The 26,117-nt window shown below is 55.4% G+C and carries 26 protein-coding genes; 2 read left to right on the top strand and 24 right to left on the bottom strand.

The window, feature by feature from the left end; all coding sequences use genetic code 11:
* Nucleotides 1-530: 530 nt before the first annotated feature.
* The 21 genes from MKX42_RS28220 to MKX42_RS28320 form a co-directional block, all read right to left on the bottom strand.
* Complete coding sequence (locus MKX42_RS28220; protein WP_340756339.1) at nt 531-1,337, bottom strand: hypothetical protein; 807 nt, start codon at nt 1,335-1,337, stop codon at nt 531-533.
* A 15-nt stretch (nt 1,338-1,352) separates the two neighbouring features.
* On the bottom strand, nt 1,353-2,651 hold the full coding sequence (hemW, locus tag MKX42_RS28225; protein ID WP_340756341.1) for a radical SAM family heme chaperone HemW: 1,299 nt from the start codon (nt 2,649-2,651) through the stop codon (nt 1,353-1,355).
* 4 nt (nt 2,652-2,655) lie between these two features.
* Nucleotides 2,656-3,942 carry a B12-binding domain-containing radical SAM protein gene (locus MKX42_RS28230; RefSeq protein ID WP_340756343.1) on the bottom strand — a complete coding sequence of 429 codons (1,287 nt, stop codon included), beginning with the start codon at nt 3,940-3,942 and terminating at the stop codon, nt 2,656-2,658.
* A 26-nt stretch (nt 3,943-3,968) separates the two neighbouring features.
* The gene (locus tag MKX42_RS28235; RefSeq protein ID WP_340756345.1) at nt 3,969-5,252 is read right to left on the bottom strand and encodes a B12-binding domain-containing radical SAM protein; all 1,284 of its coding nucleotides are present in this window, start codon (nt 5,250-5,252) and stop codon (nt 3,969-3,971) included.
* A 2-nt stretch (nt 5,253-5,254) separates the two neighbouring features.
* Nucleotides 5,255-6,013, bottom strand: coding sequence for an alpha/beta fold hydrolase (locus MKX42_RS28240; protein ID WP_340756347.1), 759 nt, complete (start codon nt 6,011-6,013; stop codon nt 5,255-5,257).
* Nucleotides 6,014-6,052: 39 nt separating this feature from the next.
* Nucleotides 6,053-7,252, bottom strand: a complete 1,200-nt coding sequence (locus tag MKX42_RS28245) for a flavodoxin family protein (RefSeq protein WP_340756349.1) — start codon at nt 7,250-7,252, stop codon at nt 6,053-6,055.
* Nucleotides 7,249-8,688 carry a U32 family peptidase gene (locus tag MKX42_RS28250; RefSeq protein WP_340756350.1) on the bottom strand — a complete coding sequence of 480 codons (1,440 nt, stop codon included), beginning with the start codon at nt 8,686-8,688 and terminating at the stop codon, nt 7,249-7,251. Before MKX42_RS28250 ends, MKX42_RS28245 begins: the two co-directional genes overlap by 4 nt.
* Entirely contained in the window at nt 8,685-10,067 is a 1,383-nt protein-coding gene (gene hemW / locus MKX42_RS28255; protein WP_340756352.1) for a radical SAM family heme chaperone HemW, read from the bottom strand. The genes MKX42_RS28250 and hemW (MKX42_RS28255) overlap by 4 nt, the downstream gene beginning before the upstream one ends.
* Nucleotides 10,057-10,374, bottom strand: a complete 318-nt coding sequence (locus MKX42_RS28260; RefSeq protein ID WP_209991696.1) for a carboxymuconolactone decarboxylase family protein — start codon at nt 10,372-10,374, stop codon at nt 10,057-10,059. Before MKX42_RS28260 ends, hemW (MKX42_RS28255) begins: the two co-directional genes overlap by 11 nt.
* Before the next feature lie 14 nt (nt 10,375-10,388).
* Entirely contained in the window at nt 10,389-11,765 is a 1,377-nt protein-coding gene (gene hemW, locus MKX42_RS28265; protein ID WP_340756353.1) for a radical SAM family heme chaperone HemW, read from the bottom strand.
* Nucleotides 11,766-11,781: 16 nt separating this feature from the next.
* The gene (locus MKX42_RS28270) at nt 11,782-12,090 is read right to left on the bottom strand and encodes a TIGR04076 family protein (protein ID WP_036697299.1); all 309 of its coding nucleotides are present in this window, start codon (nt 12,088-12,090) and stop codon (nt 11,782-11,784) included.
* Nucleotides 12,091-12,143: 53 nt separating this feature from the next.
* On the bottom strand, nt 12,144-12,905 hold the full coding sequence (locus MKX42_RS28275; RefSeq protein ID WP_340756355.1) for a cyclase family protein: 762 nt from the start codon (nt 12,903-12,905) through the stop codon (nt 12,144-12,146).
* 8 nt (nt 12,906-12,913) lie between these two features.
* Nucleotides 12,914-13,879 carry an amidohydrolase family protein gene (locus MKX42_RS28280; RefSeq protein ID WP_340756356.1) on the bottom strand — a complete coding sequence of 322 codons (966 nt, stop codon included), beginning with the start codon at nt 13,877-13,879 and terminating at the stop codon, nt 12,914-12,916.
* Nucleotides 13,880-13,929: 50 nt separating this feature from the next.
* Nucleotides 13,930-14,310: a cupin domain-containing protein gene (locus MKX42_RS28285; RefSeq protein ID WP_036723287.1), complete on the bottom strand. Its 381-nt coding sequence runs from the start codon at nt 14,308-14,310 to the stop codon at nt 13,930-13,932.
* Between the two features lie 10 nt (nt 14,311-14,320).
* On the bottom strand, nt 14,321-15,520 hold the full coding sequence (locus MKX42_RS28290) for an MFS transporter (protein ID WP_340756357.1): 1,200 nt from the start codon (nt 15,518-15,520) through the stop codon (nt 14,321-14,323).
* 20 nt (nt 15,521-15,540) lie between these two features.
* The gene (gene acpS, locus MKX42_RS28295; protein WP_379313041.1) at nt 15,541-15,903 is read right to left on the bottom strand and encodes a holo-ACP synthase; all 363 of its coding nucleotides are present in this window, start codon (nt 15,901-15,903) and stop codon (nt 15,541-15,543) included.
* A 14-nt stretch (nt 15,904-15,917) separates the two neighbouring features.
* Nucleotides 15,918-16,136: a hypothetical protein gene (locus tag MKX42_RS28300; protein ID WP_340756358.1), complete on the bottom strand. Its 219-nt coding sequence runs from the start codon at nt 16,134-16,136 to the stop codon at nt 15,918-15,920.
* Between the two features lie 46 nt (nt 16,137-16,182).
* Entirely contained in the window at nt 16,183-17,430 is a 1,248-nt protein-coding gene (locus MKX42_RS28305; protein ID WP_340756359.1) for a beta-ketoacyl-[acyl-carrier-protein] synthase family protein, read from the bottom strand.
* The gene (locus tag MKX42_RS28310; protein WP_340756361.1) at nt 17,427-18,749 is read right to left on the bottom strand and encodes a beta-ketoacyl-[acyl-carrier-protein] synthase family protein; all 1,323 of its coding nucleotides are present in this window, start codon (nt 18,747-18,749) and stop codon (nt 17,427-17,429) included. The genes MKX42_RS28305 and MKX42_RS28310 overlap by 4 nt, the downstream gene beginning before the upstream one ends.
* Nucleotides 18,750-18,757: 8 nt before the next feature.
* Complete coding sequence (locus MKX42_RS28315; protein WP_340756364.1) at nt 18,758-19,213, bottom strand: SRPBCC family protein; 456 nt, start codon at nt 19,211-19,213, stop codon at nt 18,758-18,760.
* Nucleotides 19,214-19,389: 176 nt separating this feature from the next.
* Nucleotides 19,390-19,983, bottom strand: a complete 594-nt coding sequence (locus MKX42_RS28320; RefSeq protein WP_340756366.1) for a winged helix-turn-helix domain-containing protein — start codon at nt 19,981-19,983, stop codon at nt 19,390-19,392.
* A 1,054-nt stretch (nt 19,984-21,037) separates the two neighbouring features.
* Here MKX42_RS28320 and MKX42_RS28325 point away from each other — a divergent pair.
* Nucleotides 21,038-21,877: an aldo/keto reductase gene (locus MKX42_RS28325; protein ID WP_340756368.1), complete on the top strand. Its 840-nt coding sequence runs from the start codon at nt 21,038-21,040 to the stop codon at nt 21,875-21,877.
* A 77-nt stretch (nt 21,878-21,954) separates the two neighbouring features.
* The gene (locus MKX42_RS28330) at nt 21,955-22,950 is read left to right on the top strand and encodes an S-layer homology domain-containing protein (protein ID WP_340756370.1); all 996 of its coding nucleotides are present in this window, start codon (nt 21,955-21,957) and stop codon (nt 22,948-22,950) included.
* Nucleotides 22,951-23,214: 264 nt separating this feature from the next.
* On the opposite strand, the gene MKX42_RS28335 is transcribed toward MKX42_RS28330, so the two are convergent.
* From MKX42_RS28335 to MKX42_RS28345, 3 genes are read right to left on the bottom strand one after another with little or no spacing between them, the layout of a single operon-like run.
* Nucleotides 23,215-24,150: an AraC family transcriptional regulator gene (locus tag MKX42_RS28335; protein WP_340756372.1), complete on the bottom strand. Its 936-nt coding sequence runs from the start codon at nt 24,148-24,150 to the stop codon at nt 23,215-23,217.
* Between the two features lie 55 nt (nt 24,151-24,205).
* Nucleotides 24,206-25,135: a carbohydrate ABC transporter permease gene (locus tag MKX42_RS28340; RefSeq protein ID WP_340756374.1), complete on the bottom strand. Its 930-nt coding sequence runs from the start codon at nt 25,133-25,135 to the stop codon at nt 24,206-24,208.
* Between the two features lie 12 nt (nt 25,136-25,147).
* A complete protein-coding gene (locus MKX42_RS28345; RefSeq protein ID WP_340756376.1) occupies nt 25,148-26,101 on the bottom strand; it encodes an ABC transporter permease in 954 nt (317 codons plus the stop codon).
* Nucleotides 26,102-26,117 lie beyond the last annotated feature (16 nt).

Raw genomic sequence — 26,117 nt, forward strand, 5'->3', positions numbered from 1 at the left:
ATTGTACCTCTTCGACCATATTCTGCATAATCATAAATTGTCCCACCACAGTATCACCCGGGGGGTATCCAACACACTACAAATAAGCCGTACCGCATACTTAAGTATGCAGGCCGGCTATCTCTGTTATCTCTACTTGGCTATGCCCTCAGCGTAGTGCTTTCTCCCACTCTCCCCAGCGGACTCAGAGGCCCTTATTCCGCGAGAAATCCAACTTTATCAGCTGTCGCGGACTCCATGGCCCTTATTTGCCCATTTTTCACCTGAAGAGGGCTCGCAGAGAGACAATAAGTGCACCACAGTCCGCAAACCGGCAAAAAAGGTAACTTTTCTTGAAAATAACGGCCCTCAGGTCCGCTAAGGAGCAGATTGGGAGGGCGAGGCAGATTCGCAGGCTTCCAGACGAGACAGCTGGTAGTCTTGCTCGGCCCTCCTGCAGCAATGGTAAGCAGCCTTGCTCTCACCGCAGGCGAGAGCAAGTAGCCCTTGCCCGCCCCTTCAAGCGCGGGCAGTCAACAGCGCTCCCCCCATCAAGCATTCATCAACACCTGAATGCGCTCCACATCCTGGCTGAATTTCTTCGCCAGGCGGGCTTTGCCGAGGTTGGACTTCACGATCTTCTGCATCCGCTTGTCATCCGTTACTGCGAACTTGGCGAGCATGCGGAAGCCTTGCTCGGGGGCGCGTTCCACGAATACGCTAAGTGCGTATTCCAGACCCTTGGACAGGACGCGGAATTCCTCCGCGCCGTAGCGGATTTGCCCGGCGGCAATCTGGTCCAGGATCTCCTCGGACAGCTCCAGCGCATACAGGACATTGGACTGCTCCTTCAGCATCGGCGGGTGGGCCAGGGCGGCAACGAAGGCCCGCTGCTCCAGCGCGTTAGCCGTGCCTTTCATGCCATCGAACAAGGCGCGGAGCGCGCCGAAGTCCTGCTCCCCGATGCGCTGCAGCGCCATCGCTGCCGCCTCGCGCATCCGCCAGCGGGCGTCATTCATCGCCGCCCGGCAGCGTTCCAGAATGGTCTCCTGGCGGGCAGGCTCCGCATAGCGGTAATAGCTGCCCATCGCCTGAAGCGCGCAGAACGGCAGGAACTCGCGGGGATCATCCGTAGGCGCTTCCGCCTCTGTCTTGCCGGTCCACTGCACAAGCAGCTCCCAGGCTTCGCTGGCCACCCAGTCCGATGCGAAAGCATCCGCGAAGGTGGAAGCCGCGCCCAGATTCGCCCGGGGTCCCGGCAGGTTCGACTCGCCCATGAGACGCTGCTCCAGTTCCCCGAACCTCCCGGCCTCCTGAAGATGCTCATAGAAGACGTTTTTGGTTACTTTACTATTCATCTCAGTACCCCTCCATCATTTTGGAAAAGCCATCTTGATCTGCTCCTCGCAGAACTCCTTACATACATTGTTGCCCCAGAACAGCCCGTGGAAACGCGTCAGCGCGATGGTGTCCTCGCGGATCTCGACCAGTCCTTCCTTCACGAACTTGTCGAACAGCTCGGGGAAATGCTCCTCCGGGTATACGCCGAATTTGCGGCGGAACTGCTGGCGGTCAACCGCTGTACGGCGCAGGCCCATCGCCAGGAACTGGTTAGGCAGATCCTCTGCCTTCACTTCGTAGCCTAATGCAATGGGCAGGTCGCCGGATGTAATATTTTTCACATATTCAGGGAGTAATTTTACATTCTGGTAGGCATACCCGCCCACATCGCCGAACGCCCCCAGTCCCACAGAGAGCAGGTCCAGGTAATCGTCAAAATGCTTACGGCTATACACATGATGGCCTCCCGGCCGGACGAAATCATAAGTCGATTCCACCGAATAGCCCTGCGACTCCAGATAACGGCAAGCCTCTATATACATCTGCTGCTCCAGCTCAAGTCCGCCGCAGGCCGGAAGCTCGCCGCTGGCAATGCGCTTCGCCAGACCGAAGCCGGGAATGATCTTAAGCGGAAACAGCGTGACATGACCGATATCCAGCTCCACTACCTTCGCCAGATCCTCAAGCCATTCCTGCATCGTCTGGCCCGGCAGATTGTACATCAGGTCCAGGCTGACGTTCGCGATGCCCGCCTCTCTGGAATCCTGAATACTCCGCAGGGAATCCTCACCGGTCTGAAGCAGCCCAAGACGTCTGCCCAGCTCATCGTTGAATGTCTGCACCCCGAGACTGATCCGGTTCACCCCCAGCGCCTGAAGCAGCTTCAGCTTGGCAGCGGTGAACGAGGCGGGATTGCCCTCGAATGTGATCTCTTCAATATTATGCATAGGAAGTGTAGCCTGTAGCTGCTCGAATAACGCTGTGATCTCTTCCTCGTCCAGCACGCTTGGCGTCCCGCCGCCGATATATAGCGCCTCCACTGAGCAATTGCGGATCTGCGGCGTCATCCCGTACATCTCCAGCTCGCGGAACAGTGCAGCCAGATAATCCTTGCGGGCTCCCTGCTCGTTGAACGCCTTGGGGTACGGGCAGAACGGGCAGATCGAGTCACAGAAGGGAATATGTACATAGACCAGCTTGGAGCTTGCCGCGGCTTGATTCAAGTTCATGAGTGACGGCAGCCGTTTGCTGTCCTCTGGCGACACCGGCGTGTTCCCCATGGGATAGTGCCCTATCCCGATCTCACGGAACGGGTACACAGGCTTGTTCATTCTATCAAGTCCTTCCTCCAATTGAATTCATAAGCATATCCTTATAGATGTGGCGTGATGCAGACAGAGCATCGGTGAGCAAGTCAGCGCTGTAGTCCTTAGACTGGTAATAGGCTGGAAAAAGCAAGTTATCCTCAGCCCGGATCACCTGCTCCTGTAGAGCGATATTGTAGAGTGCGGTGTGAGGGTAGACACGGATGCCTTGGCTGGCCAGAATATAGACCGGATTCATCTGATTGACCACCTGGACCGTCTCTTGCACCGTCTCCGCATTCTCTCCCGGCCCGCCGAACAGCAGCGATACCGAATAGGGAAGCTGATAGTGTTCCAGCAGGTGTCCCAGCTCAACAAGCTGCTCCGGGGTGAATTGCTTGCCCATCCGCCGGAGCAGCTGCCGTGAACCCGAGTCGGCCCCGATGTCCACGAAGCGGCAGCCGTTCTCCTTCAGCGAGCGGATCAATTCCTCCGTAACTTGAGCCGGGGTCAAGGCGCAGCTCCATTCCAGCGAGGGGCTTGTGCAGCCGATCAGCCGGCAGAACTCCACCGTCTCCTCCACCTCATGATTGAACACACCGTCTACAAAAGTAATATTATGCACCTGATAGTCATTCTCCAGGATCTTCATATCTTCGCCGAACTGCTCCGCAGGAATCCGGCAGGCGCCGGCATTCATGTAGCCCTCCGAGCAATAGATGCAGTGCCGGCTGCAGCCTCTGGAGGCCTGGTAGCCCATCGAGGCTTTTTTGATGCGGGGATTCGGGATAAAATACTGCGGAGCGAACAGCGGCTTCGGCGGAATACGGCTGTACACCGGATGATAGGCGGGATCTGCATTACGAACCGTACCTGTCTCCGGGGCCTGCCCCCGCTCGATCTCACGGGCCAGCCGCACCGCTTCCGCTTCGCCCCCGCTGCCCTTGATGCCGTAATCCGCCCCCAGCCCCTTCACCAGCTCGCCCGGCATCACCAGCATCGCAGCCCCGCCAAGCAGTACCTTGGCTGAACTGCAGGTACGGCATACCTGCATGACTTGCTGTAAGAAAGAGAGATAGCTCTCCGGCTGCTGGATCACCTGATTATCGATGTTGCGCACCGAAAGGCAGATCAGATCCGCTCCGGTGACCCGCAGCTCCCCGCGGAGCGTCTCCAGCGGCTCAGCCACAAAAGCCAGATCCAAAAAGCGTGCATTAAATCCGGCAGCGGTCAGAGCCGAGTAGACCATTCCCGCTCCGACGGGCAGGACCGGCAGCGGCTTCAGCAGTGTATTCGTAGAGACGACCAGTATTCTCATGCTTCACTCCACCCTGTCTTCCTCATTCAAATGAACATCCAGTCCAGGTTGCGTTCCCGGTACGGCGCACAGATGCTGTTCGCCTGCTCCAGACTCAGCTGCGGGGACATGAAGAACTTCGGATGAAGCAGCTCATCCGGCTCCGGCGAACCTACATAGCTGTACATATCAGTGGATGGCAGAATACGGATGCCGAACAAGCCGAAGATGCGCTGCACCGCAAGCTCCTCCATCAGCTCCAGCGTCTCGTGCAGGGTCTCCGGCGTCTCCTCCGGCCCCCCGATCAGCAGGCAGAAGCTGAAGTCCAGCTCCTGATCGCGGCAGAGCTGGACCACCGACCGGATCTCGGCCTGCCGGAAGTTTTTCTTGAACGACCTGAGACAGATATCGCTGCCTGAATCAATGCCGAACTCCACCTCCGTACACCCGGCCTGCTTAAGCAGCCCGGCGAATTCTGCCGTAAAGAACCGCGGATTCAGGAAGCAGCCCCAGGATAACGGAAGTGTCCGCCCGATCAGCTCCCGGCAGATTTCTTCGGCATGCTCCAGGGGATAGTTGAACACACTGTCCACGAAATCAAATGAGCCGATGTCATACTGCACCACCATCTGCTCAATTTCATCGGCCACCCCCTTCGGCGACCGCAGGCGGACGGCCCGGCCCTCCAGTGACGGGTAAGCACAATAGGTACAGCTTAGCGCACAGCCCCTTTTGGTCAATACATTATGACGGACCCTACGATCCACATCATAGCTGTGCAGAAACCCGCTGCGGCTGGGGTAATACTCCTGATCCAGCTGCTCAGGCGCATACGGCGACCAGTAATTCCATTCCCCAGCCCTTGTCCTGAACATGAGCCCGCTTACTGCGGATGGCACCTGCCCCGCTTCCAGCTGGCTAAGCAGCTCCACGATACTGTCACAGCCGTCACCGACAATGCCGTAATCGGCTCCCGTCTCCTGCAGCCACTGCCGGGGCAGGAGCGAGAAGCCCGCTCCTCCCAGAATGATACTGGCCCTGCTATTCCATTCCCGCACCCAATCCACCATCAAGCAGACCTGATCCACGAAGCTCCGGGGATATTGCATGCAGCAATTATCCAGGTTACGGATCGACAAGCCGATGTAATCCGGCGCGTAGGCATTAAGGTAATTCGTAACGGCCTCCCGGGTATACTCCAGCTGGGTCATGTCCAGCATACCTGCCTCCCAGCCGGAAGCGACAAGACTGGCGTGAATATAGCTAAGACCCAGCGGGAATACAGGAGGCCGCTTCTCCGTATTCGCCGAGATCAGCAGCACTCTGCCCATACTCACTCCCCCTTAAGAAAAGTGAGCGTGGCAGCGGCTACATCCCCGCCCGCCTCAAGAAACATAAAGTGTCCGGCGCCTGGAACCGTATGCATCCGGGAGTCGGGCAAATACCGGTTCAGCTCCAGCGCCTTGTGCAGCGGCGTAATCCGGTCCGCTTCCCCGGTAATAATCAGCGATTTCTGCCGGATGCCCTGCAGGACCGGCCGGAGATCGGGATGCTTAATCTGAATCATCAGACGGTGGGTCGCGGCAGGCAGCCGGGACCACCCTTCCAGAATCTGATGCTGAACCGCTTCATGGCCCTCGGTGAAAAAATACGGAACCGCCGCCGCATTGGTCTGCCGCACCGCATCCGGCGTAATCTCTTCCCCGTGCTCTGGCCGCTTGAACGGAACCGCGAAGGTGGCGGCAGCCCCCATCAATACCAGCTTCTTCACCCGGTCCGGCTCACGTGCGGAGAGCAGCAGCGCAAGCGTGCTGCCCAGGGAATGCCCGATGATCGAGACCTGCTTCAGCTCCTGCTCATCCAGCAGCTTGAGAATATCATCCACCATGTCCTCCAGGGTGAAGGCCGGACCGGTGTATTCCGACAGGCCGTGTGCGCGCAAGTCCGCGCACAGCACCTGATAATGAGGTGCAAGCGTCATGGCCAAATCCCGGAAGACGAGCGAAGAGTCACGGTTGCCGTGCAGGCACAGCACGGCTTCCCCGGTACCCTGAATACTGCAATATAAAGGTATCCCCTTAGTCTTCAACATGTAGTGTATATCCTCCCTTGAACTTCCCGGCCGGGCCGCTCATACGACAGCTTCCTCCAGATAGTCCACGACCCGGTCTATATCCCGGCCGTCTGCTTCATCCACTGCAAACAACCGCCACTCCCCGGGGCTTCTGCCTACCAGAATGGCCGGCTGTCCGGGCGCCAGGGTGCAGCGCGAGGCCAGCTTATCCTCCCAGTCATAGTACAGCGTGAAGCCGGGAACGGTCTGGCCTGTCTTCTCCTTCACGAATTCATGCGTGATGAAGTGGGGCAGCTGCCCCACTCTTGCAATCAGCGCACAGTCTGCGCTCCCGCCGAACTGCTGCTTCAGCCGCTCCAGCAGCGGCCCGCAGCGGAGGCTGGCCTGCTGATCGCCGATGACGAAGATCCTTGGCTGAATCGAAGCGAGTTCACCGAGCGTAACCTCCTCATCCCGGACGTCCTGCACAGTGAAGGCAGACCAAGGATTGGACTGCATTCCGCGTTCCTGGCTCTGCTCCATAGAGTCCTGGCTCCGCTCTATAGAATCCTGCGTCCCGCTTCCTTGTCCTTGCCCAACTCCCGCCTGTCCGGCAGGAAGATCGAAGTAAGAGAAGCCCAAGGAGGAGGCCACCCGCATCCCGACCGCCCGGGCCATCATCTTCGCCTCTTCCGCTTCTTCAATCGGCTTGCTCCAGGAGCGCTTGCGGATGCCCGGCTGCCCGTCATATTCAATCAGGCTGATGCCTGCGCTGGAAATCATCGACAGCTTGATCGCCGTGAAGCAAGGCATCAGCGAGGCCAGCGCCCATTCATGCCCCGGGCCCGCTGCGACAACAATCTGTCCGGCTACCTTGCCCTTGAACGCTTTGCCCTTCACCCCGGCTACCCGGTCATAATTGTAGTACTCGAAGTCCAGATCCTCATCGCTGCAAGGCTCGCAGCGGTCAATCCAGTTCTTCCAGACGGCCGGAAGCGAGAGCGCGTAGACCGGGGAAGCGAAGACGAAGCCGTCCGCCTCCTTTAGCTTGTCGTACAGCTCCGTCAACTGGTCCTCCGGGTCCTTCAGCAGGTGGCAGTGCTTGCCGTTCATGCAGTTGCCGCAGCCGTCGCAGGGCAGAATGTTGTAATCATTCAGCCGCAGGAGCTCCGTCTGTACCCCCTGCTCCGCTGCGGCTTCAAGCGCAACGGAGAGCAGATATTCGCTGGAGCTGTGGTGCTTCTTCATGGACCCGGCAAGCCCGATGATCTTCTTCATCCGGCGGCCTCCTCTAAGTCCAGCTCAGCCGTATCGAAGCCCAGCGCCCGCAGATCGCTAAGCGCGAACATCCGGAAGTCCGCCGGGGTACACAGTACATTGGCCTTGGCAACATCCTGCCTTAAGACCTCGGCACTTCCCCGGGCCGCTGCCAGCTCCTCGGATTTCTTCCGGATCTCAGGCCCGGCCATATCGCGGATGAACTCGGGCTTGCGCCCAATGACCGCGCCCAGAAGACTCTCGCCCTCCGCGCTCCAGACCGCCTTCGCCCCGGCCGCTGACTCGAAGAAGCTTCCCGAAGCAAGCGCCGCGAACAGCTGCTCGAATTCCTTCAGCGCTTCATCCCCAGGCTTCGCCATGGATACGGTCCGGCTGGCCCATTCGGCACAGTAGCCGCACTTGTCACAGTCCATCCGGTCGCAGCGCTTCGAGCGGAAGCCCTCCAGGAATCCTTCCAGGCTCTCGTTGTCGATGCTGGCCTGGAAGCTGAACAGCAGGCGGTAGACCTGTCTCATTTTGTCGGACGGTGCGAAATTCTCCTTGATATTCTTCGAGAAGTTCGGCATTTCGAAGTCAGCCTCCGCCATCCGCGAATTAAGCAGGCTAAGCAGGTTCCCCTCATACTTCCGCCCGGAGTAGGACTGCGCAGTAGCCGCAATCTTCTCCGTGGTCTTCATCCGCTCGGTCAGCTTGAACTTGTGGTAGCCCAGTTCTTCATAGATATACATGTCTTCCGGGCGAATCCACTGCGACTTCAGCAGCTCCTCCGGGTGCTGGAGCTTGCGCTCCGTACAGCGCAGCATATAATAATCCAGCGCGAAGCCCTCCGTTACATGATTGCACTGTGAGGCATGGCTCTGGAAGTTGGCATGATTGTGGCGCATCGGGCAATCCAGCATACAATCATTGGTCGCAATGAGCTGATAGTCGCAGCGGGTATTCTTGCGCAGGCTCTCCAGGAAGGCGAAGTCGCGGTTCCGGCTCTCGGGCAGAGTAATCTCGCTGACGCCTTTTTCCTCGAAATACCGGGCTTGTCTCAGCGTGTTCACATTGGCAAAGGTAGACAGGCTGATCTTCACATCCGGCAGCGCGGTGCGCACCATATCAATCAGCATCGGGAGCGATACGGTCACATATTCCGGCTGCAGCGTGCCGATCCATTCCAGCAGCTCGCGCAGGCGGTAATGGAAATCCTTCGTGGTCTCCAGGTTATCCAGACAGGTCGCATTCAGCAGATAATTGAACTTGAATCCGTAGGCATGCAGGAGCTTCACATGCTCCTCCACCCTCGCCCGGTCTATCGTGGGCAGTGCAAAGGTTGGTCTGCCGCCGCCCACCAGATCAGAGGACAGCTTGCCATAGAAAACGTCCACATGTGAATCCTTCAACAGGATGGGCAACCGGTCATCAAAGTTCGTGCCGACAGACAGCTTCATCCCTTCAGCTCCTCTCCGGCAGCCTCAGCCGGCTTTTGTCCGCGTGCCAGCTTCACACGGCTCTCGAAGGTCTGCTGGTTCGCTTCCGAGAAGAACTCCTTGCAGACGTTGTTGCCCCACACAATGCCTCTCGCCGACAGGCGGATCTCGTGCTCATCCGTTTCCAGCAGGCCTTTGGCTACCAGCTCATCGATCGTCCGGCCAAAGACCTCCTCAGGCTGATAGCCGAACATGCCGGCGAAATCCTTCCGCTTCACCGACAGCATCCGCAGGCCCTTGGCCATCATGCCGTGCATCGCCTCCAGATCATCCGCCTGGCTGGCGATGAAGACGGACAGGAACTGCTGCTGGAGCCGGTCGCTGTACTCCTGGATATCGCCCTGGTTGATATACATCAGCTTGTTGACGTACCCGAAGGCCGCCGGACCGTGCGCGAACAGATCCTTCTGCTGGGTATAGTACAAGAGGACATGCCGGTCCTCGAAGCCCGGCTTGGCGAAATCCCACACGCTGTACTGGACATACCCCTCTTCCTGGAGCAGCCGCTTGGCTTCCAGATACATATCCACTTCCAGCTCGATGCTGCCGGTAGGGGGAATCTTGCCTTCCTTGATCATTTTGAACAGGGCAGTAAAGGGTACTACACACAGAGAAAATACCGTGATATGGTCGATGCCGAGCCGCACCGCCGTACGTACATCCTCCAGCCACTCCTCCATAGTCTGCTCGGGCAGGTTGTACATCAGATCGATACCGATATTCTCGAAGCCTGCTTCCTTTGCTTCCTCCAGCACCTCGAAGGCCCGCCGGGAATCATGGCTCATCCGCAGATGATGCCCCATCTTGTCGTTGAAGGTCTGGATGCCGATGCTGATCCGGTTCGCCCCCTGGGCGCGGATGGCCTGCATTTTCTCCAGCGTCAAGGTTGCCGGGCTGCCTTCGAAAGAGATCTGCGCATCCGGTGTCACCCGGTAATTCGCCTGGACACTCTTCAGCATCTCCACCATCCGTTCAGCCGACAGAGCCGAAGGCGTACCGCCCCCGAACGTCACCGCGCTGATCGTGGACTGCGAACCATACGGAGAAGAGGCATAGATGCCGATTTCGGCCTTGACAGCCTCCATGTACTGCTCCACCTGCTTTTCCTGATAGGCCATCTTGTTGAAGGGGCAGAAGATACAGACTGAGGCGCAGAAGGGAACATGCACATAGACTGCACCCACATTATCCGCCGGCGGCTGGCCGCCAAGGCCCATCGTTCCGTAAATATCAGCCGGGGGAACCTCGGTTACAGGGTTGGGATAGTGGGACACACAGATTGGATCTCTATGGGGATAGACGTTGTAGAAGGATTCACGGGTTGTGGTCTTAACGGCCATGATGAACACCCCGCTTCGCTTCCACGGCCGACAATGCCGCAGCCAGACCGGAAGACACAGCCTCAATCCCTGCCACCGGCAGACAATTCATCACGGTCTCGGTCACTTCCTCCGCGCTCGCCCCCAGCTCATAAGCCTTCAGCGCATGCAGCCGGATACCGTAGGCAGAACGGTCCGTGACCACGCAAGCCAGCCGGATCAATTCCCGCACCTTGGGCTCAAGCGTCCCCGTATCCTCAATCGACTTGCACATGCTATCAAAAGCGGCCCCGACCTGCGGATTAACTCTCATCAACATATCGCTCATCAGCTATACCCTCCTTATGATTGAACCGATTGTACCGGTTGTACCGATTGCACCGGGCGTCCCTTAGCGAGCTTCATCCGGTGCTGCAGCCCGTAATCCGCATATTTCGCCGAGAAAAATTTCTTACTGACATTGTTGCCCCATATAATGCCGTCCTCGGTCAGCCGAATCCCTTCGGCATCCTGGATCAGCAGCCCGTCCTGCACCAGCCGCTCTATCGTCTCCGGGAACAGCTGCTCCGGCTCCTGCCCGAACATCTTCACGAACTCGGCACGGTTAACGGACAGCATCCGCAGTCCCTTAGCCATAGCCCCGTGAGCCAGCTCCCGCTCGTCGGCCTTCTCGCCGCAATTGACCGGCAGCAGCCCGTCCTGCACGCGGGTCATATATTCATTCAGATTGCCGCTGTTGATATACATATAGCCGTTAATGATGCCAAAAGCAGCCGCGCCGATCCCAATCATATGCGCCTGCTCCGAGAAGTACAGGGTAGCGTGCCGGTCCGTCTTGCCCGGCTTGGCGAAATCGATCACGCTGTACTGGACATAACCTGCCTCCAGCAGCATCTCCTTGGCGATGGTGTACAGCTCAATCTCCCTGTAGACATCCCCAATTCCCGGAATCTTCCCTTCCGCTATACGCGAGGCGATCTGCGTATGCGGGACCACACAGAAGGAAATCACGCAGATATGGTCAATCTCCTGCTCAATGGAGGTGAGAATATCCGCCCGCCATTGATCCAGCGTCTGGCCCGGCAAATTGTACATCAGATCAATGCCGACATTCTCAATACCGCTGTTACGCGCATTCTTCACTAATGCGAATGAATCCTCGACACTGTGATACAGTCCCAATACTTCGGCCAGCTCCTCCTGGAAGGTCTGCACCCCCACGCTGATCCGGTTCAATCCCTGCAAGGCCAAGGCCTCCAGCTTGTCCGCCGTGAAATTCCGGGGGTTGCCTTCGATGAAGATCATGGCATCCTCTTCCACACGGAAGGACTGCTTCATATATTGCAGGAGTCCGGTCAGCTCTTCCGAGGACAGGCAGGAGGGTGTTCCGCCGCCGAGATTAATGGAGGAGACTGTAATACTGCTGCCAAACGGCGTACCCGCATAGTTATCCATCTCCTGCCGGACAGCGTCCAGGTAGCGGTCCACCTGATCCTGCCGCTTCAGATAGCGGTTGAACGGGCAGAACGAGCAGGTCGCATCGCAAAAGGGAATATGCAGATACAGCGCTACCGGTGTATCCTTGGTATTCACCTGTTCGAGCTCCATCAGCGAACGGACCTCAGGCTCTGTGTGCTGCGAGATCGGCACCGGATAATGCGAGACGCAGATCGAATCTCTCTCCTTGAACATTTCAACGTATGGCTTCGCTCTATTCATCTGGAGCAGCCTCCCTTCATTTGGATTGCAGCATCCGTCCGGCATACGGAGAATCCTCCGACGGCTCCACCGGGATCCGGCGGATTTCCATCGTCATCTGGTTACGCAGATCCGGGCAGGCCGAGTGTACAATATTGCCCTCCGGGTCCCACGGCAGCTTCGCATCCATGTTCAGCGCCAGCAGCATCGGGAAGACCGCATGAAAGGCCGTTCCGCACAGATTGCCTGCGTTCAGCGGGGAGACCTTCATGATATCCCCTTCCTTATGTCCTGCCCGGCAATGTCCCTTAACACCCGTAACCTTAAGCTCAAATTCATAATTCATCCCTAATTCCTCCTCATGGATTATGTGATTCGTTTCACTTAACCTGTAATGACCTACTCAATAATAGCTACTGCCCGTACCCAGGCCGCACCAGCCGCTCTGATCTTGATCGGAAAGCAAGCCACTTTGAACCCGAAGGGTACCGGAATCTTCTCCAGATTCGCCAGGCGCTCCATATGGCAATACGTTTGTTCTCTTCCCCAGAAGTGAGCGGGGAACAGATAAGCGTTATCCCCGGTCCGCTTATAATCGCTGATCATATGCTTGAACGGACGGTCGAACCCGTAGCTGTCGATGCCCATCAGCCTGATGCCTTGCCCGGTCAGGAATGCTGTAGCCTCCCTGCTCATGCCCGGATAATCCGTGAGATACCGGGGGGTCCCCCAGTACCGGTCCGCACCCGTACGGATCAGCACAATATCCAGCGGCTTCAGCGTATATCCGATCCGCTCAAGCTCCTGCACTATATCCTGCTTCTCAATAGCCCCGCCCGCCTGGATATGGGTGAAATCCAGCACCACTCCGTCACCGAAGCACCACTCCAGCGGCACTTCGTCAATAGATGCCGCCGGCTCTCCCTCACTCCTGGAGCCGAAGTGCAGAGGGGCATCGAAGTGGGTTCCGGTATGGGTGGATGCGGTGATCATCTCCATGTTCAGGAACTCTTCGCCCGGGAAGTCCTTCCGGCTCCCGTCGAATTGGCGGGCGAAGCGGTCTGCCCCCTCCTGATGGCCGGTCTGCTCGAACCCGTAAGGGGCCAGCTCGCCCGGATTCTGCTCCATAGGCACGCTTAAATCAATCAACTGGACTGCCAAGTTCTCACCTACTTCATAATTCTGAGTGCATTACGTCCCAGGATGTTCTGGACATCCTCCCGCTTGATCTCCTTCACCCCCATCATCAGCTTCATGGGCAGCGGAATCACTACCTTCTGCATGTAATTCAGCACCTCGGCAATGTTCGGAGTGACTGTCCAGTCGGAGCCCCAGAGGATCTTATGGCTGCCGCAGACCGAGATCATTTTGGCCAGCTCCATCCGGAATACCTTAGGGTTATTGTGAATCAGGATATTGGCTACCGCCGTAATCGTCACATACATATTGTCGTGTCTGCCCACCATGTAATAGCACAGGTCATTCCAGGGATGGCCCATATGCTCCACAATCAAGGTCAGGTCCGGAAAATCCACAGCAACATCATCAAGCAGAATCGGGTAGTTATGCTTCATCCGAAAAATACTGCCCGGCGTAATCCCGGTATGCACGCTGACCGGAACGCCGAGCTCGCTGCACCGCTCATATAGCGGATATAGCAAATCCCGGTCATTCAAGACGAAGCCCCCGTAATCATTGGGGTTCAGCTTGAAGCCCTGCATGCCCAGCGTCTTAATGGCATAATCCAGCTCCGCCAGCGCTTCCTTCCCCTTATACGGATTGACGCTGGCGAAGCCGCGCAGCTTGTCGGGGTGAGCGCGGACCGCCTCGGCAATTTTCTCATTGGACAGCACTTCATAGCCGTAGACATCCTCGAAGCTCAGCTGATGAACCCAGCTCATGGCAATCTGATTCTCGTCCATACAAGCAAGGTAATCCTCCAGCATATTGTTCTCGTCCACGAAGCCGTCTCCGCCAGCGCCTACCATTTTCTTCAGATATTCCAGGTCATCGAAGCCCTTCTGCTTCTTGTAATCCGGGACGGTCCCGGCCGCGGCCAGGCTAAGCTCCAGGCTCTTATTCTCCTTGACGGCGAAATGGGCATGGGTATCTACAATCACAAGATCGCTCTTCACGTTTGTTTTCTCACCACTTTGCTTAGAATTGGTATTGCCAAGAAGGGAGGCTAGACCTCTCTGTGCCCAATCTCCGGCCTGGGAGCCAGCGGTGCCGTGGCGAAGACCAGCTCCAGCTCGCCCGGACCCTCATTGACTACCCGGTGCCGCTCCCCCCTCCGCGCAATGAACAGGCTATTCTCCCGGATGGCATGCGGAATATCCTCGATAAACGCTGTTCCCCGGCCCCGGACGACATAAACATTCTCTTCGCCATAATCATGAAGATGCTCCTTGATCTCTTCTCCCGGCTGGAGCAGCACATGGCCCATGATCAGCTGGGTGGACCCGACAGTCGCCGGACTCGCCAGCACGCGCATCTGTCCTCCTCTGGAATGAACCACCGGCACTTCATCCATATGGACCACTGTTTTTGTGTAGACCTGGTTCATACTGCACCTCTTATCCCGCAGATTTATATTCGGTGACGCCTGCTTCTTCCTTCTTGCCCAGGCTAAGTGAGATCAGCAGCGTCAGCACCATCAGCCCGGCGGCTACCAGATAGCTGGGATGCGTTCCGATCCTGCTGTAGAAGAAGCCTCCAAGCGTGGACCCGAGCGCTATCCCGACCCCCTGAAGGGTCCGGAAGGTTCCTAAGGCCGCGCCCATCTCCATCGGATTAATCTTGATGACCTTATCCGTAATAATCGTGTTGACCAGAGTAATAATCGGCCCTTCCGTAAGTCCGATCAGGGCATAGCCGAAGGTTAGCAGCCAAGGATTGAAGTCAAGCGCATATAGCAGCACGAGCGCTCCTACACAGATCGACTGGGCCCAGATCAGCGGTGCATGTCTGCCTACCTTGTCCGAGATCCAGCCAACGAAAACCGCTCCGAACGAGGCTACTGCTTCATACGGAATGAAGAGCAAGCTCAGCAGCACCAGGGAGATATCCTGTTCCTTAGCCGCGAACGGCACCAGGAAGGTGGTGAAGACACCCACCATGAAGCACAGGGTTCCGACAATCCCTGCCAGCAGAATTTCGCGGACGCCCAGCCATTTGAAGGAGCTTTTGAAGGCTTGCCCGATGCTTCTGCTTGTATTCTTGACCCCGGTCTCCCTCAGCAGCACTGTGGTAACCAGCGTGGACAGCAGCAGCAGTGAAGCCAGCACCGCGAAGGAGGTATGCCAGCCGAAGTAATTGCTCAGCAGGCCGCTAAGCACATACCCCAGCACCGACCCGGCACCAATCGCCCCGGACACAATGCCCATCGCCCGGCCCCGCTCCTCGGGCTTGCACACATCCATCACCACTGCGAAGATCGGTGTGGACACGAAACCTCTGGCGAAGCCGAACAGCAGCCACCCCGCCGTAAACAGCAGGACTCCCTGGGATGCGGCTACCATGAATACGGCCACAGCCGATAGGGCCATGGATGCAATAATAATTTTCTTCCGCCCGTAGCGGTCCGCGAACACGCCGGATGGAATCGATAGAAAGGTCATCACCAGCGAGGCAATCCCCGCTATGGTTCCAATCTCACCGGAGGTCATGCCGAGATCACTGCTGATCAGGGGTGCGATTGGGAAGATGCTGACCATAATTGAAAATACGAGTAGAATATTGATGGCCAAAAGTGTGAATATTTTGTTGTTGCTCATGTGACTCGTCCTCCTCACAGTCATTGACTGCTCTCGATAATGATGAATGCAGCAGCATAATCACCGTGATGACTGATGCTTACATGGATGGAATCCTGCTGCTGCACATAAGGCTCCAGGCTTCGGCTGCGGACCAGATAGGGCTGGCCGCTCGGATGGTTGAGGAACTCCAGCTCATTCCAGTCCAGCTCACAGTTCATCCCGGTGCCGATGGCCTTCAGCAGCGCTTCTTTGGCGGCGAATCTGCCGGCAAGGAAGTGTTCTGCCTGTCTTTTTTTACAGGCGAACAGCTCCCTCTCTTCCATGGAATAATACTGCTGTACGAACAGTTCACCGCACTTCGCCAGCATCTGCTCGACAAAGCTAATGCTGACCAGATCCATGCCGATCCCTCTGATCATGCCTTCAAGGCAACGGCTTCGATCACTTGGGCTACAGAATACGTCTTGAGCACCCGGCTCTCAATGAAGATGCCAAAAGCCTTCGCAAGTGCTATTGAGACCAGCGCCAGCTCTGTTGAATCCAGGGCCAGATCGTCATAGAGCCGCGATGATTCTGTAATTTCATCCTCAATGCCAATATCCTCAATGATTGCTTTTACCTTCTCGAATACCATTAGTTACACCCTCCCTATTAAGTTAATGAGCTATGACGTTCATCCTTCACAAGCCTTCAGCGTTCACAACCAGTGCCGAAGAGGCACCCCCCCTCCCTCGGGACAGAATCAGCGAAGACTCCACAGCTGTTCGGCGGCTGATCCCCGGGACGAAGTTCAAGCCATTGTCCTGAACTGAATCTGCCAGATACGGAACGCCGGGCAGCTCCCCGTGTTTCATGGCCAGCACGCTCAGTGCGACATCGAATGCCCCTGCCGCTCCAATCGTGTTGCCGAAGACGGTCTTGGGGCAGCCCGCCCACTTGGCTTCTACACTACTGCCGAACACCTCTTGAATGGCCAAGCATTCAATTCCGTCTTCCCGGGCAGAAGCCGCCCCATCCAGCGACAGATAGCCGATTCTCTCCGGCTGCGTCTCGGAATGCTCAATGGCCAGCCGGATTGCCCTGGCACACTGCGCTATACTCTCCTCTGGCGGGGCAGCAGCCTGACCGTCGTTCGTGAAGCCGAAGCCCTGGATGCTCGCCCGTACCCGGCGGGATGCCTCGCGCTTCTGAATGCTGCGCTCCGATTCGAGGCAGAGGAATGCAGCTCCTTCAGCCAGGGCCATCCCGCTGCGCCCCTCCACGAACGGCCGGTATGCCGTCTGCGGGCGGTCCGCACTCAGATTCAGCAGCCCCTCCGTGTTATAGAAGGACAGCGCCCACGGATCGAGCGGCGTCTCAGCTCCGCCCACAATTGCCGCATCGATGATCCCGCTGCGGATGGCTCTGGCCGCATACGCAATGGCGAGCAGCCCGCTGCTCCGGTCGGCGATCACCGTCTTGCTGTAGCCCTTGATGTCGAAGGCCAGGGACATATGCCCTTGTGCCGCCGCCGGGAACCAGTTGCTCGCCAGATTCGGGTCAATGAAGGGCGCCCCTTCGGTATGCAGGACACGCAGACCGTTCCGCGCACTCTCCCAGCCCCCCGAGTTGTTGCCGACGAAGATCCCGATCCGCTCGCGGCTCATCTGATCAAGCTCCCAGTGCGCATCATCCATGGCATCTTTCGCGGCCAGGATCGACATGACAGAGAAGCGGGAGCATTTCTTGAGCAGACGCTTCGATATGACCCGCTCCGGCTCCATTCCGCTGACTTGTCCGGCAAAGGGAGGCGCGGCTCCGGTCGTACCCTCTAGCTGAAGCGGAGTCATATAGTTACGGCCACTCAAGAGACCTTCCCAGAAGGCACCGGCACTGTTCCCGCACGGCCCCACCATCCCCACTCCGGTTACGAATACTGTATTCTTCATAGGCTGCACATCCATTGTTCAGTCTGAAGCTTGCCTGCCCGATTGCTGTATTCGTTCGCTGCCAGAATCATCGCGGAGTGAATCCCGGAGAATCCGCTGGCATTGGTAAGAATATGGTACAGGTCGCGCTGGATCGCTTGCTTCGGCACATAATTCAAATCACAGGCCGGGTCTGGCTCGTCCAAATTGGCGGTTGGCGGGATATAGCCCTCGTTCAAGGCCAGCAGGCAATGTACAATCTCAATGGCACTCGCTGCCGAGAGCGGATGGCCTACCATGGATTTCGTAGAGCTGATCGGGATGGAGTAGGCGAGCTCTCCGAACGTTCTTTTATAAGCAGCGGTCTCAAAAGAATCATTCTGCGGAGTCGAGCTTCCATGCGCGTTGATATATTGAATGTCCTCCGCTGTAAGGCCCGCGTTGCCCAGCGCCTCGTTCATTGTCAGACTGAGCGCATCCCCGTCCTGCGGCAGATCGGTCATATGAAAAGCGTTATTCGTACTGGCGAATCCGGTCACCTCGCCATAGATTGGCGCCTGCCGCCGGAGCGCATGCTCCAGCTCCTCCAGCACCACAACAGCACAGCCCTCACTGAGAACGAAGCCGCTGCGGTTCTTCTCAAAAGGCCGCGAAGCCCGCTGCGGATCATCGTTGAACTTGGAGGTCAACGCACCGATGGCATCGAAGGAGGCAATGGTCATCGAGCTGACCGGTGCTTCCGCTGCACCGCAGATCATCACATCATGTTCCCCGGCTGTAATCGATTCATATCCATATCCGGCCGCATCAATGCCGCCCGTGCAGCCCGTGGACATGACCAGCGCTTCTCCCTGAAGCCCGAACTCATGCGCCACTTCGAAGGCAATATAAGAGAACATGCCTTTACGGTACAAATCCTCCTGACAGAGTCCATGATCAATCGGCCCCTGCCCGCCCTCTGTCATCCGCAGGAAGGTCTGCTCCGAGAAGGGGGTATCGGCAATTGCATTGGCGATGCACACCCCTGAACGCTCCCGCAGCTCCTTCGTGAACTCAAGCCCCGCATCGGCAACCGCCCTTATCGCGGCATTGACCGCCAGAATACCCGGCCGCCCCATGCCTGCCCGCTGCGCTTCATCGGCTGTCCGGCCCAAATGCTCGAACTGCGGTATTGTGCCGGTAACACGGCTTTTGAGCGCCATATGCTCATAGCCCTGCAAGCGGTCATATCCCACCTTGCCCTGCAGGCTGTTCCTCCAGAACTGCTCCAACGTATTCCCGAGCGGGGTCAACAGCCCCATTCCAGTGATCACGACTCTTTTTCCAGTCACCTTCTCCATGTAAGCCCTCAGCTCCGAACCGTTTGCTTCTCGATATTGTGCTTGATCGCTGCCATCTGCTCCTTGGTTGTGCGGTTCAGATGCGCTTCCACCTGCTCCCCGGTCAGCCCGCTTGCCGGATCTACCTCGAATTCCTGAATCCAGGTCATGTACGTCCCTTCGTCCTTCTCCTCATAGAGCCATTCCAGATTCATATGCTTGAACGGCAGCAGCGGCGCAAGGCGTCTGGCCGTAATCCGGAAGTTCGGCCGGTCCAGCCAGCGTTCCGATTCCCATGTGCGCGAAGGCCGGTTCCCCTCGGGATGTGTCGTCAGCTCAAACCGGATGTAGGCATCCCCTTGCTCCAGCACCCGCGTCTCCTTGTATTCCGTGAATAAATCTGTCCAGTGTGCAATATCATTCGTCCGCTCAAATACGGTGATCCGGTCTGCGTGAATCCAGATACTGTTCTGAATCGTTGCCACTTCATCTGCCTCCCCATTCGTATTAATGACATCGTAACGCCTAAGCCCGGAAGGGGACATAACCCGGCTGTTAAGCTTGCGTTAATTTACAGTTATTATGTATTTATGGGAGCGGATGAGAGTGCAATCCATGTCCTTCCCGGGCACAAAAAAAGACCTGACAGAAACCTGTCAGATCAAAGGTTAAGCGAATATCCGATCCCCCGGCGAAACAGGATGATGTCGCTTCGTCCGGAGATAATCTCGATTTTGTGCCTCAGCTTGTATACATACTGCCTTACAATCTCAGGGGATGTATACCTGTCCCACAGTTGGTGCAGAATCTGCTCGGTGGGGATGTATTGGCCTTGGCATTCCAGCAGCAGATCCAGGAGTTCGAACTCTTTACAGGTAAGCTCAATGACGAATTCTCCGACCTTCAGGGATTTGGAGTGCAGATGAAGGGCGATATCCTTGATTTGTCTGGTGTGGTGTGTGGGGAGGCCCAGTCCTTCGTCGAACCAGCAGCGCAACCGGCTGAATAATTCCTCCTGGAAGCCGTAGCGTTCGAAGCTGCTGATGTACATATGATTGGAAGGAAAGGGGACTGGGGTACCGTGCGCGCTGATCTCCTCTACAATGAAGAATATTCTCAGCGTAAGCATCTGCTGCAGGTACTGCATCGTGTGAATGAAGCCCGGGTTGAAATCAGGGGTGCTAATCACTACACCATCGAGCCGGAGGCCTTCCTTCACAATATCGACGAGCGCCTCCAGCTCCTTGAAATGCAATACCTTACAACCGTACACCTGTGAAAAAAAAGAATGAACATTCTTAAACCTGCAATCCTCACAAGGCTCTGTGGAATCTGCACAACACACCAGCGCAACACGCATGAACTTCTCTCCAATCCCATTCTTCTCAAATAAGCCCGGTTTCCCAAGATCACCTCTCCTATAATATAGTATTTTATGGGATTAAAAAGGAAAAATATCATAGTTTCTTATTCAAAAAATGAACAAGTTCAAAGTTTGGCAGTGTGTGCGTTTGATTTACTCTTATTAGATAAGACTCTACAACTAAATGGAAGTTAGGCGCTACATTGGACAATTTAGTTGTACAAAATACACTTGAGCTTATTGCTTGTAACTTAATCGGGGCTGTAGGCGCAGGAACGGTAGCAACTGTATTTTGTACAATAGTATGCTGTAAAAAAGGCTTCCAAATAGATTCTAATGTATTCGATACAACAGAATGTTGAATAAAGGCCATTCTTCGCCCAAAATGCAACATTCCACTGTACGAAATACAATAGACTCACATTTCACGGTCAAATATGAGTTTTCTATTGCAGGAAATACAATCAGCTACTTGAAATTCCAGCGTAGAAAAGACTCAACATTGGCACCTGCCCCCAGCTCTTACCTTACTCCACACATTGTATTCTGCAAAACTATATTTCCCCTTCAAAATCCTACGAAGTGCATCCGTCTCGATTTTCTTTCCCAATGATAGTTAATAGTTTTGCTGTGCTATAATCGTTCACAAGATTAGACCACTGTTTTTAAAGAGCACTTAAGAAATTTAACGAAAAGCCCAAAGAAGCGGAGGGGAAATTTGGAGCTGGAGGAGCGATAGCGTCCGCCTGAAAGCTTTCCGAAGGAAAGCTCGCATCGGAAGCATAGGCTTGGTTTGGATTTCTACCACGAACAGTGGTTTGAATCATGAAATCTGGGGACAACAGCGGCTGGAAGTCCAAATGTTCACCGCAGTGACGACCTAGCTTCGAGTTCTTATCTTTATTGCGTCATTTATAATTATTGGATCAAGAAAGGAAGATGCTAAATGGAACATTTCGTTTTGAATAATGGAGTCCAGATGCCGAAGGTGGGTCTGGGTGTGTATAACATCAAAGACAATAATGAAGACGCTTTACAATGGGCGCTCCAGAACGGGTACCGGCATCTGGATACGGCGGCAGCTTACCGCAACGAGGAGCTGATAGCCAGGGCTATTCAGAAATCGGGTGTACCTCGAAGCGAGCTGTTTATTACGACCAAAGTATGGAGCACGGACCTGGGGCGAAAGACCCGTAAAGCTTTTGAAGAAAGCTTGCAGAAGCTCCAAACGGATTATGTTGACCTCTACCTGATCCACTGGCCGGCCAAGCACTATCTGGAAAGCTGGCATGTCCTTGAGTCTTTATACAAAGAGGGCAAGATCCGGGCGATCGGGGTGTCCAATTTTGAGCCGGAGCATCTGGATACGGTCATGAAGCAGGGAACGATTGTCCCCGCAGTGAATCAAATCCAGACGAACCCGCTGCTCCAGCAAGGGTCGCTTCATGATTATATGAGCCAGCACGGTATCCAGCATGTCGCGTGGAGCCCTTTTGGACACGGCAACCGGGAGATGCTCACCCACCCTCTACTCACCGAAATGGCAGAAAGGTATGATAAAACAGCGGCGCAAGTCATCCTGAGATGGAACCTTCAGCGGGATATCGCTGTAATTCCGAAGTCCGTTACTCCTGCAAGGCTGAAGCAAAATCTCGAGCTGTTTGATTTCTCCCTGTCCGATGAAGAGATGAAGAGAATCGCAGCCCTGGATCAGAATAAAAGAGGATTTACCGATCCGCAAAATAAATTGTACCTGTGGTCCACCCGGTTTATCCCGTTGTCCTAAGTTTTTTTGTATTATTTTCCGGACAACTGCAACCTTTCGCCGTAAAGAACCATCTGAGTATATAGAGGTGATGCACAATGAAACCAACTAATCTAACGAAGCACGCAAAAAAAATGAGCATCGCGTGCGGAATCCTGGCTGCCAGTTTATCCTTCGGAGCGTCCGCATTTGCCTTTTCGGACCTCAAGGGAAATTCAGCCGAAACCAAGATCAATTCACTGCATAGCGCCGGTGTAATTAACGGAATTACGAACGACCTGTTTGCACCCAATGCCAAAGTGACGAATGCGCAAGCCGTACAGTTCCTTGTAAAAGGTTTGGCGCTTGCACCGAAAGCAGGTTCTGACAGCAGTGCTAAGGCCAGCCAGCTTTTTGACAATGTTAAAGATAATGCCTGGTACGCCTCCTCCTTCGCCCTTGCGAAGCAGAGCGGCCTGACGCTGGCAAAAGATATCAACCCGAATGCACCGATGACCCGTGCGGAATTCGCCCATCTATTGACCCAAGCCTTGCAGAGCAAGGGCAATTTCCCGGTAACTAAGATGTTCTTCATGATCGAGGATGGCGATAAGCTTCCTTCCGAGGTGAATTACAGCCTGCAGGTGCTTCTGAACACGAAGGTACTCACACTGGATAACGGAAAATTCCGTCCGTCCGATCCGATTACCCGCGCTGAAGCTGCTGTCATGATCCATGATGCCGCTGAATTCGCCGACCGGGTGATTACGCCGAACAATCCGGGCAATGAGCCTTCTGAGCCGGAGCCGGTTCCGGCTAACAATTACGTCTCGGATGTAGTCCTGGACAAAGTCGCTGAAGGCGTCAACAAAGCCACCCTCACCGTCGACAATCTGCCGAACCCCGGTTACGGCCTCGCGGTAGAGCGTATCGAGTTCACCAGCGCCACCAAAGCCGTAATCCACTTCAAGGTAACCCTGCCTGACCCGGATAAAATGTATCCGCAAGTGATCACCAAAGGCTCGGTATCCACGTACCTGCCCGCAGGCTACACTGCGACAGCTGAGCCTGTAATGGGTTCGCGCTGGCTTGATCCATCGGCTCCAGCGAAGTAAGCTTCTCTAGGTATAGGTAGATAAATTCCTCGAAAATTTTAAAGGTTACAAAAGCAGCGATTCTTCCATTATTGGAAAAATCGCTGCTTTCTGTTTTTGAAAGAAAATTAGGGGAATGAAAAAAATCTGGAGAGCACAGCGATTGGAATAACGGTCCGTTTGCGGAGCGTCCACCCAAGTGCCTACGTTGATCCTACTCCGCAATAAAAAGCTGTCCCAAACAGCCTTTTCATGGCTTTTGGCACAGCTCCTTCTTGCTTTACGCTACTTACTCTGCCGCAACCTATTCCGGTAATCCATCGGGCGGCAGCCGTAGGTCTTCTTGAACATCTCCGTGAACCGGTTCACATTGCTGAAGCCGGTCATACCGGAGATTTCCATGATCTTCTTATCCGTGGTCTCCAGCAGGCTAACTGCCTCCGAGATCCGGTATTCGTTCAGGAAGTCCATCGGAGACAGGTCGAACTGCTTCTTCATGAAGCGGCAAAAGTAAGACGGGCTCATGTTGACCTGCTGAGCCATATCCGAGAGCGTGATCCGCTTACTGTAGTTCTGCTGGACGTAGGCCAGCGTTTTTTTGGCCAGCATCGAACTATTGCCGCCCCGGGACTGCCCGGGCAGTCCTGCCCGCGGATTCTCAGCCGCACACTTTTCCAGCCGGTACAGCACCTCGAACAGCCTGGCCTTAATCAGCATCTCATAGCCGTGCGCCTCCTGCTGATAGAGATCCCGCACCTCCTCCAGCAGTGGAATCAGCCGCAGCTCTTCCTCCAGTTCGCGCCCGATCAGCAGCGGATAACGCCGGTTGTCGAGGAAGAGCGGGGATACAAACTGCTGCTGAATCTTGTCTCTCTCCAGGCTGGAGAGGAAATTGAAGTGCACCAGCACCGCGCAGAAAATAATCTCCTCCTTATCCACCCGGATCGCCGAATGCAGCATATTGGGCTGAATGAAGACCGCCTCTCCGCTCTGGACGACCACCTTCTCCTGTCCCACATGGAACTTGGCCGTGCCCTTAATCATGAACAGCAGCTCCAGCTCCTCATGCCAGTGGGAATACAGCACCAGATTATTCACCTTAGATACCTTGGTTACATGCACGCTCATACGGAATTGTCTGCTGCCATGAATAAGCTTTTCCTTCATATCCTGAGATACGGGTTCGCCGATGGAATCGAGCAGTTCAAGACTTTTTTTCACTGAGGTCCCCTCCCTCCCGGCCCACCGGATACTGCCCGCAGCGTCAGTTATATATTCATCCCTTCACCGCACCGATCATTACGCCCTTCTCGAAGTATTTCTGGATAAAAGGATAGATAATCAGCACCGGCACCGTCGATACGATAATGACCGCATATTTGATCTGATCCGCGAACTGCTGGGCATAGCTGCCCGCACCGGCACCGGCACCTGATCCGGCTCCGCCCGCGAACGCCTGATTAGATAACAGAATATTGCGCAGGACGATCTGCAGCGGCTGTAAGCTATCCGTATTGATATAGAGCAGAGCGTTGAAGAAATCGTTCCAGTGACCCACCATATAATAGAGGGTGATGACGGAGATCACTGCCTTGGACAGCGGAACCACCACCGAAATGAAGTAACGGAAGTGCGAGCAGCCATCCAGGGTAGCCGCTTCGTGCAGCTCCTCCGGTATAGAAGTCTCGAAGAAGGTTCTTGTAATAATCAGATTGTATACACTAATAGCGCCGTTCACAATCATTACCCAAGGGGTATTCAGCAGATTCAGGTCACGGATAAGCAGATAGGTAGGAATCATGCCCCCGCCAAAATACATCGTGACCACAAACAGCGGCATAATGAACCTGCGTGCCCGAAATTTCCGCTGGGACAAGGCATACGCCGCAGGGAGCGTGACCAGCAGATTGAGCAGCGTGCCCAGCACCGTGTAGATAATCGTATTTTTATACCCCTGCCAGATCCGGGTGTCCTTGAATATCTGCTCATAGCCGTACAGGTTAATGTCCTTGGGCCATAGAATAACCTGTCCCTGATTCACCATGGTAGAGTTACTGACGGAAGCTATGATGATGAAATACAGCGGGTACGCGACCATGATGAACGCTGCGATGCTTATAACCGCAACCACCAGCGTATACAGCCTGTCTGCGATACCGCCCGAATGCTGAATCTTTTGCGAATGAGCGGCTTGACTGTTTGACATCCCATTTCCTCCTTACATCAGGCTGATTTTTGAAGTTTTTTTGGCCAGTGCATTCGCCAGCATCAGGAACGTGAAGTTGATCAGGGTATTAAATAGTCCGACCGCTGAACCGAAGCTGAACTGGTTGGATTTCACGCCCACATTGAAGACATACGTGGAGATGACCTCCGAGACGGGCTTGTTAAGACTATTTTGCATCAGAAAAGTCTTCTCGAAGCCTACACTGAGTATGCTGCCCATATTCATAATCAATAAAATAATAATGGTCGGCAGGATCGCCGGAAGCTCCACGTGCCAGACGATCTGCCAGCGGTTAGCCCCGTCAATCCGGGCGGCGTCATACTGCTGCGCATCCACCGAGGACAGGGCGGCGATGAAGATAATGCTGTTCCAGCCGCAGGCCTGCCAGATGGCAGAGATGACATACACCGGAACGAAGGCGCCGGGATCACCTATGAGATTCGTATCCGCAGGGATCAGGTGCAGAGCCTTCAGGAAGCCGTCGATCAGCCCGGTCGTAGGCGACAGCATAATCTGCAGCAGCGCAACCAGTACAACGGTGGAAATGAAGTAAGGCATATACACGGTAGTCTGCAGGATACGCTTGCGTCGGTTGCTACGGATTGAGTTGACCACCAGCGCCAGCAGAATCGGCATCGGGAAGCCCAGCAGGATGGAGAAAAAAGCAATGATAAACGTATTCCGTAGCGTAGGCCAGAACATCGGGCTGTTGAAATACTGCTCGAAATATTTGAATCCGGCCCATTCCCCGCCCGTCAGTCCTTTACTGAAATCAAATTCACGAAAAGCAAGCTGGATACCATACATCGGACCATAACAGAAAATGGCGATATAAATGACCGCAGGAAGCACCATCAGCCATAGCTGATAATGCCCGGCCTGCTTACGAAGCCATCCGTTCCCGCGCAGCGTCTGATGCGGCACCGTGGTCTGTGCTGGTTTCATTTGGGAGCGCCCCTTC

Origin of the sequence: Paenibacillus sp. FSL R7-0204 (assembly GCF_038002225.1) — a bacterium.
Taxonomy (GTDB): Bacteria; Bacillota; Bacilli; order Paenibacillales; family Paenibacillaceae; genus Paenibacillus_AQ.